The sequence below is a fragment of the Peptoniphilus sp. HCN-40583 genome (assembly GCF_037892835.1).
Lineage (GTDB): Bacteria > Bacillota > Clostridia > Tissierellales > Peptoniphilaceae > Aedoeadaptatus > Aedoeadaptatus rachelemmaiella.
The window spans coordinates 55,537-70,388 of sequence record NZ_JBBKBU010000008.1 but is presented as its reverse complement, the minus strand read 5'-3'; the positions used below and the strand labels follow the sequence as shown (position 1 = coordinate 70,388).

Sequence of the window (14,852 nt, the reverse complement as noted above, 5' to 3'; positions counted from 1 at the left end):
AAACCGCCCGAAGGCGGCTTTTCTTATTTGTTCTTTAAATCCCCGACGTGGGTTTGTTTGAAGCGAATCATTTTTTGAATTTCGCCGATAACCAAGGGGATGAGGGCGGAGATGAGGACGATGGCCCAGTCCACCATGTTCAGGTCCGTCATGTGGAAGAGATTTTCCAGGAAGGGAATGTAGAGGACCACGAGGACCATGGCCAAGGACAGGAGCACGGCTTGGTTCAGGCGCTTGTTGGTGAAGAAACCCATTTTAAAGAGGGTGTCGTCGATGCTTCTCGAGGAGAAGGAGCGGAACAGTTCGCTGAAGACCAAGGTAGAGAAGGCCATGGTGCGGGAGTAGACGAGGCCGTCGCCGTCCATGCCGTGGGTGGTGAGGGCGTAGTAGTACACGCCCAGGGTGGCCGCCGTAATGGCAAGGGACTGGATGATGATGGTGATGGTGATGTTTCTGTCCAAAATCGGTTCCTTTGGATCCCGCGGCGGTTCGTACATGGTTTCTTCTTCGCCTTTTTCCACGCCGAGAGCCAGCGCCGGGAAGGAGTCGGTGACTAAATTCAGCCACAACAGCTGAATGGGCAAGAAGGGCGTGGGCAGGTTCATGATAATGGAGAGGAAAACCACCAGCACTTCGCCGATGTTGCAGCTCAAGAGGAAGGTGACGAATTTTTTAATGTTGGCGTAGATGATTCGCCCTTCTTCCACGGCGTTGACGATGGTGGCGAAGTTGTCGTCGGTTAAGATAACATCTGCCGTGTTTTTCGCCACGTCGGTGCCTGTAATGCCCATGGCGATGCCGATGTCCGCTTTTTTAATGGCCGGGGCGTCGTTGACGCCGTCGCCGGTCATGGCGGCGATTTCGCCGTTTTCTTTCAGTGCCGTCACGATCTGCACTTTGTTTTCAGGGGACACGCGGGCAAAGACCCGGGTGGTCTTTACGATTTCGCGAATTTCTTCCGGGGTCTTGTCGTTTAGCTCTTCCCCCATCATGGCCTTATCCCCTTCGCGCAAAATGCCCAGCTCTTCGGCGATGGCTTTGGCGGTAAGAAGGTAGTCCCCGGTAATCATGACGGGGACGATGCCGGCGTTTCGGCATTCTTTGATGGCGGCCTTCACTTCCGGGCGGGCCGGGTCGATCATGCCGGTGAGGCCCACGAATACCATGTCTTTTTCGTTTTCTTCCGTGGAAGGATTTTGGGGCATGGCGTCGTAATTTCTAAAGGCAAAAGCCAACACGCGCAGGGCTTCTTGGGCAAAGGCGTTGTTTTGCTCCAAAATCGCCTTTCGATCGGCTTCGGTGAGCTCCACGATCTCTCCGTCTTTAAACAGGTACTTGCAGTTTTTCAAAACCACATCCGGCGCGCCCTTGGTAAAGGAGGACACCTTGTTGTCGAAGAAATTTTCGTGGAAGGTGGACATCATCTTCCGGTCGGAATCGAAGGGAATTTCGCCGATGCGAGGGTAGGCTTCTTCCAGGGCGTCTTCCTTTACGCCCAGCTTGCCCGCCAGAGTAATGAGGGCGCCTTCCGTGGGGTCGCCTAAAATGCTGTACGTTCCGTTTTCTTCGATTAAGTCCGCATCGTTGGTTAAGGTGGCGATGGAGGAGAGGGTCTTTAAGCCCTTCATATCGTCGACGGAGACGACAGATCCCTTATAGGACAGCTCCCCTTCCGGGGCATAGCCCGTGCCGGAGACGTCCATGACTTTGCCGTCGAGGTAGACTTTCGTGACGGTCATTTCGTTTTGCGTCAAGGTGCCCGTCTTGTCGGAGCAGATGTAGGTGGTGGTCCCCAAAGTTTCCACAGCCAAGAGCCGCTTCACAATGGCGTGGCGCTTGGCCATATTGCCCATGCCCATGGAAAGGACGATGGTGACGATGGCGGGGAGCCCTTCGGGAATGGCGGCCACGGCCAAAGAGACCGAGGTCATAAACATGCGCAGGGTGTCGTGGCCGTAGAGTTTGCCTACGAGAAAAACCACGGCGCAGACGGCGACGACGAGAATCCCCAGGGCTTTGGAGAGGCCCGCCAGCTTCTTTTGCAGGGGCGTCTGCTCTTCTTCCATGGTGGAGAGGGTGGTGGCGATTTTACCGATTTCCGTGTCTTCGCCCGTGGCGGTGACGATGCCCTTGCCTCGTCCGTAGGTAACGATGGAGGCGGAGTAGGCGTAGTTGTCTCTGTCGCCGATGCCCGCATCGTCTTCCAGAGTGATCGTGGCATCTTTTTCAACGGCGACGGATTCCCCGGTGAGGGAGGATTCGTCGATTTTTAAATTGGTGCTTTCGATGAGGCGCATATCCGCCGGCACAATGTCGCCGGTTTCCAACACGACCAAATCCCCGGGCACAACGCGCACGGAGTCGATTTCCACGGGGCGCCCCCCACGAATCACTTTTACCGTGGGGGAGCTCATTTTCTTTAAGGCGGCAATGGCCTCTTCGGCCTTGCCCTCCTGCACGATGCTCAAGACGGCGTTCACGATGACGATGGCGAGAATAATCACGGAATCCACCATCTCGCCCACGGCGCCTGAGATAATCGCGGCGATTAAAAGAATAATAATCATGGGGTCGAGGAATTGCTCCGCCAATTTTTTGGCGAAAGACTTGCCTTCCTCTTCCTGCAATTCATTTCTCCCGTACTTGTCTAAACGCTTTTCGGCATCTTCCGGGGCAAGCCCCGTCTTGTCGTCGGCCGATAGTTCGTCGAGCACTTCCCGGGCACTCATTTTGTACCAATCCATGTAAACCTCCTTGTGTTATAAAAAAAGACTCCTGTCCCACGGACAAAAGTCTCACAGCCTGTATAGGATCCTTGGCCGGGCGTTAGCCGGATTGACGACCAAGAATAATCGTTACTCCCCTTTGTTTCGACAAGTAGTATACCAAAGAGAGGCGGGTAAGGTCAATGAAAACAGGAGAAATAAACGAGGATTCACGAGCTGCCGTCATCCCTTAATAGCATCGGAATTATCGTGCAATTCCTGACGAGGAATAATATAATAAAAGTAAGTTGAAAAAATTTTAGAAAGGATTTGATCAAATGAAAAAATGGTCTCTTTTGCTTCTGGTTTTAACACTTTTCTTTCCCTCACAAAGCTTCGCACAAAGAAATATTAAGATATTTACGTTGGGCGATTATCTTTACGGTGATGTGGCGCCGACAATCGAAAATGACCGCGTTCTCGTTCCATTACGTCTTATTTCCGAAAGCTTAGACGCAGAAGTTAATTGGGTTCCCTCAACACGAAAAGTGGTTATTCAAAGAAGTACCACCAGAGGCACCAAAGCAACCATTGATTTACAAATTAATCAACGCCGAGTCACCATGAAAGAAAACGGCATGACCAGACATATTACATTGGATGTCCCTGCAAAAATTGTGAATGGGCGCACGCTTGTTCCCATTCGCTTTATATCCGAAGCTTTTGGTGAAATCGTCAGCTGGGACGATGCCAATTCTACAGTGGTTATCGGCAAGATCTACTATCCGCCTCGTGACCATAAACTTCTATCGATCCATTACGAGGGAAAAGAGTTTAAAGTTCACTCTTTTCAAATAGGCGATCGCCGCATGATATCAGTCAAAGATTTTTCGAAAGAAATGGGCTGGGTCTATAGCATCGATCGTAATAATTACATTTGGGGCGGAGATAACCCACCCGAAATCGGCGTTCTTGTAACGGAACCTGCAACGGGGCGTGAAGTTATCTTCCATGGCCGCGGAATCCAATGTGATGGCATGTATTTGGATCAAAGCACAAGTATGGAATATGTTAACAGCAGCCTTACCGTCGATGGCGATTATTACATTCCTCTACGAGAGCTGGTAACAGGTCTTCATTGGGCCGGTGATTTTAAAGAAGAAGATAGCGACGTCTACTTTAACGAAGATCGCGTAAATACGAAGTATAACATTGTTTACCGATTCGACACTGACTCCTTCGATCCCGATCAAGAACCCATTTATGATACAAAAACATCTACTGTTAACAGACTTGAATATATTGACTACCATTACCGCATCATGCCCATGAATAAAACGCCTGAAGAATTTAATAAGTACATGGAAAGTACCTCTTATAAAAAACCGAAAGATGAATCCACCCTTTTCCATATGAATCTCTTCCAGCTAAGACCTAAAACCCATTCGGTCATCTTATTCATAGGAGAGTAAGGATATTTTTATCCCCACCAAAAAGAGGCGCCACCTTTACGATGGCGTCTCTTTTATTATTTCAAAACTTCGATTTTTTCCTTGAAGCCCATGTAGGGACGGAGGACTCCCGGAATAAAGATGGATCCGTCTTCTTGGTAGTGGTTTTCCAAGAAGGCGATGAGCATTCTCGGCGGTGCGACGACGGTGTTGTTCAGGGTGTGGGCCAAATAAAGTTTGCCGTCTTCGCCGCGGATGCGGATGTTTAAGCGGCGAGCTTGGGCGTCGCCTAAATTGGAGCAGCTGCCCACTTCGAAGTATTTTTGTTGACGGGGAGACCAGGCTTCTACGTCGCAGCTCTTGACCTTCAGATCCGCCAAGTCGCCGGAGCAGCATTCCAAGGTGCGCACGGGGATGTCCATGGTGCGGAAAAATTCCACGGTGTTTTGCCAGAGCTCGTTGTAGAAGTCTTTGCTTTCTTCCGGCTTGCAGATGATGATCATTTCTTGCTTTTCGAATTGGTGAATCCGGTAGACGCCGCGCTCTTCGATGCCGTGGGCGCCCACCTCTTTTCTGAAGCAGGGGGAATAGCTGGTGAGCTTGTGGGGCAAGGTGGCTTCTTCCGTAATGGAGTCGATGTATTTACCGATCATGGAGTGTTCGCTGGTGCCGATAAGGTACAGGTCTTCCCCTTCGATTTTATACATCATGTTTTCCATTTCGGCAAAGCTCATGACGCCGCTGACTACGTCGCCGCGAATCATAAAGGGCGGAATGTGGTAGATGTAGCCTTTGTCGATCATGAAATCACGGGCGTAGGACAAAATGGCGGAGTGCAAACGGGCGATGTCGCCGCGCAGGTAGTAGAAGCCGCTGCCCGAGGTTTTTCTCGAGCTGTCCAGGTCGATGCCGGCCACGGATTCCATAATGTCCACGTGGTAGGGCACTTCATAGTCGGGCACCACCGGTTCGCCGAAGCGTTCCAATTCCACGTTTTCCGTGTCGTCTTTTCCGATGGGCACGGTGTCGTCGATAATTTGGGGAATGACCAGCATAATTTCGCGAATGCGTTCGGATTTTTTGCCTTCTTCCAGCTCCAATTCTTCGATGCGGTCGTTAATGGCTTTCACTTCGGCCTTTACTTTTTCCGCTTCGTCTTTTTTGCCGTCTTTCATTAAGCCGCCGATGGATTTCGACAGGGCGTTGCGCTTGGCGCGCAGCTCGTCGCCTTCGGTTTTTGCCGCACGATTGGCCACATCCAGTTCCAGCACTTCGTCGACGAGGGGAAGTTTGTCTTCTTGGAATTTCTTTTTGATGTTTTCTTTTACCAGTTCGGGGTTTTCACGAATCATTCGAATGTCTAACATAATTACCTCCATAAAAAAAGCCGCCTCATCCCCCATGGGACGAGACGGACCCGCGTTGCCACCCAAATTAACCGTTTCCGGTTCACTTCATTGTCAGGCTCAAAGGCGGATTCAAAGATTGCTCCCGCCTGCTCGCACCAACCGCAGGCTCTCTTTCGGGTTACATCTTTTACTGCTCCTCATCGTCGCCTTATATCGTTGATGGTAGTATACCACAGCTGTGGTAAAAAAGGTAGGCAACAATTTTTTCAATTAAAAAAAGACGTCCTTGCGGAGAACGCCTTTTTTGTGTCCGATTTTATTCGGGTTGTGCAGCGCCGGTGGGGCATACAGCTGCGCAGGAACCGCAGTCGATGCAAGCATTTTCGTCGATGGAGAAAATGCCGCCTTCAGAAATGCAGTCTACGGGACATTCGGGTTTGCAAGCGCCACAAGCGATGCAAGCGTCAGTAATTTTATGTGCCATAATTTTACCTCCTAGATTCTGTTAGGTATGTGCAGCGTGCTTGTACCTAAACACATTATGTTTTCTTTCTGAAGTCATTATATCATTACCACCGAGGATTTCAAGGGCTAATTGAAAAAAATACAATCTTTTCCGACGATTTTTCACATATCATAGTAAATCAGTTTGAATTTTGCAGTCACGTTGCAATAAAAAAGGATGCCGAAGCATCCTCTTTATCATTTACTATTAGTGGCTGTGGCTGTGATCGTCTTCGTGGTCACAGCTTGCCGTCCCGCAGTGGGAGCAGCCGCAGCATCCGCCTTCTTCATGGGATTTTCGCATGGAGCGGACAGCGCCGAAGATGGCCAAGCAGACGACAGCCAGTACAATAATCGTACCCATAGTTCCTCCTTAGTTTAATTGTTCTCGACCGATGGGTACGTCCTTGACTTTGGGTTTTCTTACGATGGCCCAAATCATGACTGCCAGAAGGACAAAGGCCACGCCGGTCCATACAGTGAAGGAACCGCCGGTGATCAGTTGTCCGATTTGGAAGACGATGAGGGCGATGGCATAAGCGAAGCCCGTTTGAAAAGCCAGGGCGAACAGGGTCCAGAATTTCGATTGCATTTCCTCGCGAATGGCGCCGGTGGCGGCGAAGCAAGGAACGTTTAATTGGTTAAAGAGCATAAATGCCAATGCGCCGAGGAAGGTAAATTGGGTGGCGACGAAGGCGTTTAAGTTGGCACCTTCGGCGACACCGTTGATGATGCCGTAGGTGGAAACAACAGCTTCTTTGGCCACGAGGCCGGTGATGCTGGCCACGGTGGCTTGCCATGTGCCGAAGCCCAAGGGAATGAAGATGGGGGCAATGATTTTACCAAGTGCAGCGAGAATGCTGTCTTGGTTTTCCGCAAATTCTACGAATTCGCCGTGGACGGAGATGTTTTGCAAGAACCAGATGACGATGCTGGCCACGAGAATGATGGTCCCGGCCTTTTTCACGAAGGCTTTGCAGCGGCTCCATACGCTCTTAAATACATTTTCTGCCGAGGGAATGTGGTATTCCGGAAGTTCCATAACGAAGGGTGCCGGATCGCCTTGGAAGATCGAGGTTTTCTTCAGCATTAAGCCCGCAATAATAACGGCGATGATGCCGGAGAAGTAAGCGATGGGCAAGAAGTACCAGAAGCCGAAAGAGGCGACGAAGAGGCCGATAAGGTTCACTTTCGCCCCGCAAGGCATGAAGCTTGTGACGACGACGGTCATGCGGCGGTCGTTTTCGTTTTCGATGGTACGAGTGGCCATGATCCCGGGAACGGAGCAGCCGGTACCGATAAGAATCGGGATAAAGCTCTTGCCGGAGAGGCCGAATTTTCTAAAGATTCTGTCTAAGATAAATGCGATACGGGACATGTAACCCACATCTTCCATAATGGCGAGGAAGAAATACAGGGTTGCGATCAAGGGCAAGAAGCCTAAGACGGCGCTGACCCCGGCAACGATCCCGTCCATAACGAGGGATTCAAGCCACGGTGCCGTATTCATTGACGAGACGACATTGTTGATGGCATCGGCGACGTAGGTGCCCAGCAAGGTGTCGTTGACCCAGTCGGTAACGGGGCCGCCGACGAGCTTGGCACTGATGTAGTAGATGCCGGTCATGATGATGACGAAGATAGGCAGGGCCAGGACACGGTTGGTGACCACGGCGTCGATTCTGTCGCTGGTGCTCATGCCGCGCTTGCCTTGTTTATAATTGCCTTCGACAATGCCTGCAATGGCATTGTAGCGCATTTCCGTCATAATGCCTTCGCCGTCGTCTTCGTAATAGTCTTCCAACTCCGAAATGACGCCGGCAATCTTCTTTTCTTCATCGGCGCTCAGATTCAGCCCGAGCTTTTGATCGCCTTCGATGAGTTTTAATGCATAGAAGCGCTTAGACTCCATGGCTGCTATGGAAGGAGCGATGTCGTAAATGGCTTTCGCCGCATCTTCCAAATGCTCATCGTAGTAAACGTGATTTTCAGCGGCTGTGGCTTGGACTTTTTTCGCCATTTCCATTAAGCCGTCGAGATTTTCCTTCTTTAATGCGGAAATTTCAACAACCGGTGCGCCCAGTGCTTTTTCAAGACCCGAACGATCGATGACATCGCCTTTGTTGCGAACGACGTCCATGCGGTTTACGGCGACGACGACGGGAATGCCCAGATCCAATAATTGGGTGGTTAAGTAGAGGTTACGCTCTAAGTTCACGCCGTCGATGATGTTGATGATTACTTCCGGTTTTTCGTTTAATAAATATTTCCGACTTACCACTTCTTCAAGTGTGTAAGGGCTTAAACTGTAAATACCGGGAAGGTCAGTAATGGTAATGCTTGTATCCTTTTTGTACTGTCCTTCTTTCTTTTCGACGGTTACCCCCGGCCAGTTCCCGACAAATTGGTGGGAACCGGTCAAGGCATTAAATAGGGTCGTTTTCCCGCTATTCGGGTTGCCCGCTAATGCAATTTTCACGCCTCTTCCTCCTTCGGCCCTTGAGCTTCTTCAACTTCCACAAGCTCCGCATCGGCCTTTCTAAGGCTCAATTCATAACCGCGCACGGTTAATTGAATGGGGTCCCCCAAGGGAGCAAATTTTCTTACGAACAACACGGTGTTCTTCGTAATGCCCATGTCCATAATGCGGCGCTTCAATGGGCCTTGCCCATTGATCTTTTTCACCACGTAGTACTTGTCTACCGACGCTTGATTCAAGTTCATGCTACACCTCACACTGTGATACGAATACATTCAGCCAAATCTTTGCCCAAGCCGACGCGTACGCCTTTGATGATGACGATCAGCGACCCCTGAACCTCAGATACAACACGACAATTGGCACCTTCCACAAACCCCAGGTTTTGCAAGTGGGTAATTTGGCTCTTGTCCAATTTTTGATCCCGCACCCTTAGCACCTTCAGATCCACGTTTTTCGGCGCAACGATTAAATTCATATGCATCTCCTTACAATAACGGTTATCAGTCAAGAGCCAAAAGAAAAAGACACTTGCCTTCCAATGAAAATTTATTCCATAACAAAGATTATACCATTCGACTATGTCCCTTTCAAGAGAATAAGAAAGATTCTTATTCTATTTTACCGCTAAATCCACCAAAAAAGTGTTTTTCACTGCAGAATCTTTTCTCCTCCCTTTTCTATACTGGTGCCTCTGTCCGTTATCGATTTCATCCCTCTTTTTTCACTTATCATTTTAAAACGAAAGAAGCCCGGCATCTGCCGGACTCCTAAATTTAATTATTTTTTCCTTCTATGGACCTTACACTTTCTAACATGTCTTCGATGGCTTCATCGATGGCCCGGCTATATTGTCTGTCTTTTGCAAACTCGGCAAATACATAGTTTCCATTTCGATAATCCAATAGTCGGTCGCCGACATTCTCCGACGGCTGCGAAATCAATTTTATCGTAAACAACGTCGCCGGTGTCTCTGAATACTGACCCATAAATTCCTTCCAAGAAACAATGTACTGTCCGTGGAAATCCACCATCTCAAATTCTTCTGGTACGATCGCTTTCAAACCCACGTTGCTCAGTTCGGTATAGGAATTCTTCGACTCCTCTTCTCCCCTATTTCCGGCAATGATGACGACGCGGTTCTTGCCGTCCCATTCAACTTTTGCCCCGAAAGCCTCTTGCACAAAACGCGCAGGGACATAGATTTTGTCCTTTTCAGAGAAAGGTGCGACATCCATGGTTTTTGTTTCTTTTTGCACTCGATAGTTCTTGTCGCCAAGTGTCATGGCTACCTGAATCCCATCTTTTTTGATTAGGACAGATTGTTTGTCCGAATCCACCGTTACAGAATAGGAAAGAGATTGCTCCAACTGCTCGAGAGGTAAAAAGGTTCGCCCCTTCCGAACCGGAGCCATTTCTTCAACACCGTACTGACTCGCATTTTGATTAATCCCGTTAATGTACACGGTAATCGCCTTCGGTCCCTGCGCATGGGATGAAAAAGGTGCGAGCATCAAACACAAGATCATAACTAAAGTGATTTTTCTTTTCTTTGCCATAAAATCTCCTCCTTTTTTAATTTAAAGCTACATTACAAAAATGATCCGGCGTCGCCCTTAACGCTGACCCTTTACTATCTAAATTTTAGTATATAGTATATTCTTTTTTTCAAGTGCGTGTCATTCGCTCGTTTGCTATTTCAGTTATGGAAGTAAAGAGCCTATTCTTATCAAATAAAAAACACGCGGATATCCGCGCGCTTTTACGAGAATGTGAAGTACAGAAAGACGATGAGGCCCAGAACGATTCTGTAGGTACCGAAGATTCTGAAGTCCCGCTTTCGGATGTAGTCCATGAATTTTTGAATGACCACCACGGCTACGACGAAGCTTACCACGGCGCCCAAAAGGATTAAGAACCATTGGAAACCGCTGAAAGCCAGGCCGTTTTTCACGATTTTTAATAAGGTGGCGCCGAACATGGTGGGAATGGCGAGGAAGAATGAAAATTCCGCCGCCGCCCCGCGGCTCGCGCCGAGTAAGAGGGCGCCTAAGATGGTGGCGGCACTTCGGCTCGTGCCGGGCACCATGGCCAAACATTGAAAGAGGCCGATGGCAAAGGCCATGGTGTAGGGAATGGCCTCGACGCGTCCGACTTTCGCCTTCACATGGTTCATTTCGCTGCGATTTTCGATGACGAGAATAAGGATCCCGTAGATCAGCAAGGTGGCGGCCACCACTTGAGGCTTAAAGAGGTGCTCGTCGATGAAGTCGTCGAACAAAAAGCCCAACACCGCCGAGGGGATCACCCCGACGATGACCTTGAGCCACAGCATGAAGGTGTCTTTTTCCGCCACGACTTTTCCCTCTTCCCGCCGAAAGGGCCAGAGAGTTGAAAAATACAGAACCACCACGGCCAAGATGGCGCCCAGCTGAATGCACACGTCAAAGGCATTTTGAAAGCTTTGGGGCTCGAGGCCGATAAATTCGTGGGCCAAAATCAAGTGGCCCGTGCTGGAGATGGGAAGAAATTCCGTCACCCCTTCCACGATCCCCAGTAAAATAACTTTAATAATATCCATTGTTCCTCCATTAGGATTGCAGGTTCACAAATTTCGTGTATTCGCCCTTAAACAAGAGTTCCACCGTGCCCGTGGGGCCGTTTCTGTGCTTGGCGATAATGAGCTCGCCCAAACCCTGTTTGTCCGTGTCGGGATTGTAGTATTCGTCCCGATAGAGGAACATGACGATGTCCGCATCCTGCTCGATGGCCCCGGATTCCCGAAGGTCCGATAAAATGGGCCGGTGATCGGCGCGCATTTCCGGCGCACGGGAAAGTTGCGAGAGGGCAATGACCGGCACGTCCAGTTCCTTGGCGATCCCCTTCAGTTGACGGGAGATGGCGGAGATTTCCTGTTGCCTGCTTTCGGCGCGGCCGCCTACTTCCATCAGCTGCAAATAGTCGATGACCACGAGATCCAGCCCCTTTTCCGCCTTCAGGCGGCGGCATTTGGCCTTGACCTCCAGGGGCGTAATGCCCGCCGTGTCGTCGATGTAGATGGCCATTTCGTTCATATAGGTCATGGTCTCGATGACCTTGGTCCATTCCTCCGTGGTCAGGTCGCCGGAAATAATTTTCATGAGATCCACGTGACTCAAAGACGATAATATCCGCTGGGACAATTGATTGCGGCTCATTTCCAGAGAAAACATGGCCACCGTGGCGTTGGCCTTTAAGGCGGCGTTGGTGGAGATGTTGACCATAAGGGCCGTCTTTCCCATGGAGGGACGGGCGGCGAGAAGGACCAAATCCGCCTTCTGCATGCCGGAGGTTTTTCGGTCCAAATCGATAAAGCCTGTGGTGAGTCCCGTGAGGCCTCCCTTGTTTTCCGAGCGTTGCTGCATGACATCGAAAGTGGTAACCATGACCTCGCCCATGTTCATCAGGCCGTTTCGTTGATTGTCCTGGGTAATGTCGAAAATGGATTTCTCCGCCTTTTCGATAATGGCCCCAACCTCGTCGTCGTCTCGGTAGCTGTCTTCGACGATTTCGCTCCCTGCGCGGATCAAGGCCCGCAAGGTGGATTTTTCTTTAATAATGTTGGCGTATGCTTCCGTATTGCTTACGGCGCCGGCGCCGGAGGTGAGCCTGCCTAAATAAGTATAGCCGCCGACGGCTTCCAGCTGCCCGTTCTTCTTCAGAAAATCGGACAGGGTAATCATGTCGGCGGGTTCATTTTTGTTGTAGAGACTCAAAATCCCTTCGAAGATGGCCTTGTGGCTATCGTAATAAAAGTCCTCGGCGTGAATATTCTCCACCGCCGTGGTAATGGCGCTTTTGTCCAAAAGCATAGCGCCTAATACCGACGCCTCGGCCTGTTCGTCGTAGGGCGGCATCCGCCCCTCTACCCTTTCGGCCATTATTCCGCGTCGATGACCACATCCACATCGGCAGCGATGTCGCCGTGTAATTTTACGGTGACTTTGTGTTTGCCCGTGGTCTTAATGTTTTCCGAGAGGACGATTTTTTTCTTGTCGATCTTCACGCCGAAAATAGCGTTCATGCGATCGGCAATGTCTTTTGCCGTAATGGCGCCGAAAAGCTTGCCGTTGGCGCCGCCCTTGGCCTTTAAGTCCACGGCCTTGGATTCAAGCTCTTTCTTTTGCGCTTCGGCTTCTTCCACGCGGGCCGCTTCATCGGCAGCTTCCTTGGCCTTCATTTCCTTCCAGTTCTTCATGTTTTCAGGCGTGGCTTCGATGGCAGCCTTGTTCGGCAAGAGGAAATTTCTCGCGTAACCGCTCTTGGCTTCGACCAAGTCCCCTTCTTTTCCCAATTTGTCTACGTTCTTTAATAAGATGACTTTCATTGTTCTTTCTCTCCTTTATCTTTTTCTAAATAATTGGCAATGGCGTCGGTTAATTGTTTTTCCACGGCGTCCATGTCGTCGCTTTTCACTTGGGCACCGGCCATGTTCAAGTGGCCGCCGCCGCCTAATTGTTCCAAAATAAGCTGTACGCTGATGTCGCCGAAGCTTCGGGCGGAAATGTGGATCACATCTTTCTTCTTGGTCAAGACGAAAGAAGCCTTGATGCCGTGAATTTCCAAGAGCTCATCTGCCGCCTGGGCACTGACGAGAACGGAATTGGGCATGTCCTTTTCCAGTCGCGAAATGGCGATGTTGTCGAAGACGATTCGGGCGTTGTGCACCACTTCCGCACGGGAGACGATGGTGTCGTAATCGTCTTCGAAGAAGTAGCGTACCTGGCTCATGTCGGCGCCGGCCCGCTTTAAGACCGAAGCGGCCTCGAAGGTGCGCACGCCGGTTTTAAAGGTGAAGTTTTTCGTATCCACCACCACGCCGCTCATAAGGGCATTGGCTTCAAAATTAGTAAGCTCCGTGTCGTCGTACATGTAGGTGAGCATTTCCGTAATGAGCTCGCAGGTCGACGAGGCGTAGGGCTCCACATAAGAAAGCACGGGATTGGCCACAAACTCGCTACCCCTGCGGTGGTGGTCGATAACCACCACATTGGCTGTGCGCGTAAGAAGGGGCGGATGCTCCGTAAAGGAGGGCTTGTGATTGTCCACCAGGATCACCAAATCCCCTTGGCGAATGGCTTCGTCGGCAAATTCTCCGGAGACGATTCGCTTGAACAGATCCGGCTCTTCCCGCTTCATGACCTTTATCAGGACTTCGATGGAGGGATTCACTTCGTTTAATACGATGTAGCCTTCTTTGTTTTGGTTTAGCACGGCACGCATGACACCGACGGCGGCGCCGATGGCATCCATGTCCGCATTCTTGTGGCCCATGACGAAGACCCGATTGGACTTGTCGATGAGCTGCCTGAGGGCAATGCCCAGCACACGGGCCTTGACTTTATTTCGCTTTTCAACGGCTTTGGATTTGCCGCCGAAATAGGTATAGGTTTCTTCGCTTCTTAAAACCACTTGGTCCCCGCCGCGGCCCAAGGCCACGTCCAGGCAAGTATCCGCCTCTCTGTAGGCCTCGATAAAGGACAGGCCCGGGCGACTGACGCCGGCGGAAATGGTGACGCTTACTGTATTGCCCGCGTCGATTTCGCGGATCCTGTCTAAAATGTCGAATTTCTGCTCCAAAATCGGCAGAATGTCCATTTTTCGCATGACCACCAGATACATGTCCTCTTGATACTTGCGCACCAAGGCATGTTGCGAACGGAAGTATTCGTTGATCCGATGATCGATTTCTGCGATTAAAAGCGGCTTTTTCGACGTAGGCGCCGCGTCCACCACTTCGTCGAAGTTGTCCACTTCCACGACCAGTACCACGCCGCCCTCGTCTTCATAAAGGGTTTCCATGTGTTGGTACTGACTGTGATCCACGAAATAGTAGAGGCAAAGCACATCTTCCTTGCCGTTTATCTGGAAATTCACCACCGAGTTGTAAACCTTGTAGGGCGCCTCTTTGATTTCCACTTCGGCGCCGTTTTCAACGGCCTTTAAACCCTTGTTTTCATCGGCCAAATCCTCGATGTAAGCGGGCAGGGATTTGTCCTTTAATATTCCCTCGCCGAAGAGCTCGCCGAAAAGGCTGTTGTGCCAGACAATGGTTCCCTCCCGGTCGGTGACCACCAGAGGAAAAGGCATGGAGAATATGCTGCGCTCCGTGATCTTTTCAAAATCCTCGTGGAGGCCGGTGAAGTAGTCATTAAAGGCGCTGTTGTATTTTTTTACGCTGCGATAGGCATAAGATGCCGTCAGCACCCAGGCGATGACCCCGATTGTCCCTAAAACCGGATTATAGGAAAAGACCGCCACCGTGAGAAAGGCGATGACAATTAAATAGAAATAGAAGTTTTTCAATGAAAATGATTGGTTCATG

The 14,852-nt window shown here is 50.3% G+C and carries 13 protein-coding genes and 1 other annotated feature; of the genes, 1 reads left to right on the top strand and 12 read right to left on the bottom strand.

Annotated elements, in window-relative coordinates:
* Positions 1 to 23: 23 nt before the first annotated feature.
* Entirely contained in the window at positions 24 to 2,744 is a 2,721-nt protein-coding gene (locus WKT05_RS04025; protein WP_340412994.1) for a cation-translocating P-type ATPase, read from the bottom strand.
* 299 nt (positions 2,745 to 3,043) lie between these two features.
* On the opposite strand from WKT05_RS04025, the gene WKT05_RS04020 reads away from it, so the two are divergent.
* Positions 3,044 to 4,177 carry a copper amine oxidase N-terminal domain-containing protein gene (locus WKT05_RS04020; RefSeq protein WP_340412993.1) on the top strand — a complete coding sequence of 378 codons (1,134 nt, stop codon included), beginning with the start codon at positions 3,044 to 3,046 and terminating at the stop codon, positions 4,175 to 4,177.
* A gap of 56 nt (positions 4,178 to 4,233) precedes the next feature.
* Here the strand turns inward: WKT05_RS04020 and serS are convergent, their stop codons facing one another.
* The 11 genes from serS to WKT05_RS03965 form a co-directional block, all read right to left on the bottom strand.
* Positions 4,234 to 5,523, bottom strand: coding sequence for a serine--tRNA ligase (gene serS, locus WKT05_RS04015; protein ID WP_340412992.1), 1,290 nt, complete (start codon positions 5,521 to 5,523; stop codon positions 4,234 to 4,236).
* A gap of 32 nt (positions 5,524 to 5,555) precedes the next feature.
* Positions 5,556 to 5,718, bottom strand: a binding site (T-box leader).
* Positions 5,719 to 5,821: 103 nt separating this feature from the next.
* Entirely contained in the window at positions 5,822 to 5,989 is a 168-nt protein-coding gene (locus WKT05_RS04010) for a DUF362 domain-containing protein (RefSeq protein WP_340412991.1), read from the bottom strand.
* Between the two features lie 228 nt (positions 5,990 to 6,217).
* Positions 6,218 to 6,373, bottom strand: coding sequence for a FeoB-associated Cys-rich membrane protein (locus WKT05_RS04005; protein WP_340412990.1), 156 nt, complete (start codon positions 6,371 to 6,373; stop codon positions 6,218 to 6,220).
* A gap of 9 nt (positions 6,374 to 6,382) precedes the next feature.
* On the bottom strand, positions 6,383 to 8,488 hold the full coding sequence (gene feoB, locus WKT05_RS04000; protein ID WP_340412989.1) for a ferrous iron transport protein B: 2,106 nt from the start codon (positions 8,486 to 8,488) through the stop codon (positions 6,383 to 6,385).
* Positions 8,485 to 8,733 (bottom strand): FeoA family protein, encoded by a 249-nt coding sequence (locus WKT05_RS03995; protein WP_340412988.1) that lies wholly within the window; start codon positions 8,731 to 8,733, stop codon positions 8,485 to 8,487. Before WKT05_RS03995 ends, feoB begins: the two co-directional genes overlap by 4 nt.
* 8 nt (positions 8,734 to 8,741) lie before the next feature.
* The gene (locus tag WKT05_RS03990; RefSeq protein ID WP_077075549.1) at positions 8,742 to 8,966 is read right to left on the bottom strand and encodes a FeoA family protein; all 225 of its coding nucleotides are present in this window, start codon (positions 8,964 to 8,966) and stop codon (positions 8,742 to 8,744) included.
* Between the two features lie 298 nt (positions 8,967 to 9,264).
* Entirely contained in the window at positions 9,265 to 10,047 is a 783-nt protein-coding gene (locus WKT05_RS03985) for a copper amine oxidase N-terminal domain-containing protein (protein WP_340412987.1), read from the bottom strand.
* Positions 10,048 to 10,250: 203 nt separating this feature from the next.
* Positions 10,251 to 11,069, bottom strand: a complete 819-nt coding sequence (locus tag WKT05_RS03980) for an undecaprenyl-diphosphate phosphatase (protein ID WP_340412986.1) — start codon at positions 11,067 to 11,069, stop codon at positions 10,251 to 10,253.
* 10 nt (positions 11,070 to 11,079) lie between these two features.
* Positions 11,080 to 12,408, bottom strand: a complete 1,329-nt coding sequence (gene dnaB, locus WKT05_RS03975; RefSeq protein ID WP_340412985.1) for a replicative DNA helicase — start codon at positions 12,406 to 12,408, stop codon at positions 11,080 to 11,082.
* On the bottom strand, positions 12,408 to 12,854 hold the full coding sequence (gene rplI, locus WKT05_RS03970; protein WP_215506873.1) for a 50S ribosomal protein L9: 447 nt from the start codon (positions 12,852 to 12,854) through the stop codon (positions 12,408 to 12,410). The genes dnaB and rplI overlap by 1 nt, the downstream gene beginning before the upstream one ends.
* The gene (locus WKT05_RS03965) at positions 12,851 to 14,851 is read right to left on the bottom strand and encodes a DHH family phosphoesterase (RefSeq protein WP_340412984.1); all 2,001 of its coding nucleotides are present in this window, start codon (positions 14,849 to 14,851) and stop codon (positions 12,851 to 12,853) included. Before WKT05_RS03965 ends, rplI begins: the two co-directional genes overlap by 4 nt.
* Position 14,852 lies beyond the last annotated feature (1 nt).

Coding starts and splice junctions, on each gene's coding strand:
- WKT05_RS04025 (WP_340412994.1), bottom strand. CDS start 2,744: ATGGATTGGTACAAAATGAGTGCCCGGGAAGTGCTCGACGAACTATCG.
- WKT05_RS04020 (WP_340412993.1), top strand. CDS start 3,044: ATGAAAAAATGGTCTCTTTTGCTTCTGGTTTTAACACTTTTCTTTCCC.
- serS (WP_340412992.1), bottom strand. CDS start 5,523: ATGTTAGACATTCGAATGATTCGTGAAAACCCCGAACTGGTAAAAGAA.
- WKT05_RS04010 (WP_340412991.1), bottom strand. CDS start 5,989: ATGGCACATAAAATTACTGACGCTTGCATCGCTTGTGGCGCTTGCAAA.
- WKT05_RS04005 (WP_340412990.1), bottom strand. CDS start 6,373: ATGGGTACGATTATTGTACTGGCTGTCGTCTGCTTGGCCATCTTCGGC.
- WKT05_RS03995 (WP_340412988.1), bottom strand. CDS start 8,733: ATGAACTTGAATCAAGCGTCGGTAGACAAGTACTACGTGGTGAAAAAG.
- WKT05_RS03990 (WP_077075549.1), bottom strand. CDS start 8,966: ATGAATTTAATCGTTGCGCCGAAAAACGTGGATCTGAAGGTGCTAAGG.
- WKT05_RS03985 (WP_340412987.1), bottom strand. CDS start 10,047: ATGGCAAAGAAAAGAAAAATCACTTTAGTTATGATCTTGTGTTTGATG.
- WKT05_RS03980 (WP_340412986.1), bottom strand. CDS start 11,069: ATGGATATTATTAAAGTTATTTTACTGGGGATCGTGGAAGGGGTGACG.
- dnaB (WP_340412985.1), bottom strand. CDS start 12,408: ATGGCCGAAAGGGTAGAGGGGCGGATGCCGCCCTACGACGAACAGGCC.
- rplI (WP_215506873.1), bottom strand. CDS start 12,854: ATGAAAGTCATCTTATTAAAGAACGTAGACAAATTGGGAAAAGAAGGG.
- WKT05_RS03965 (WP_340412984.1), bottom strand. CDS start 14,851: ATGAACCAATCATTTTCATTGAAAAACTTCTATTTCTATTTAATTGTC.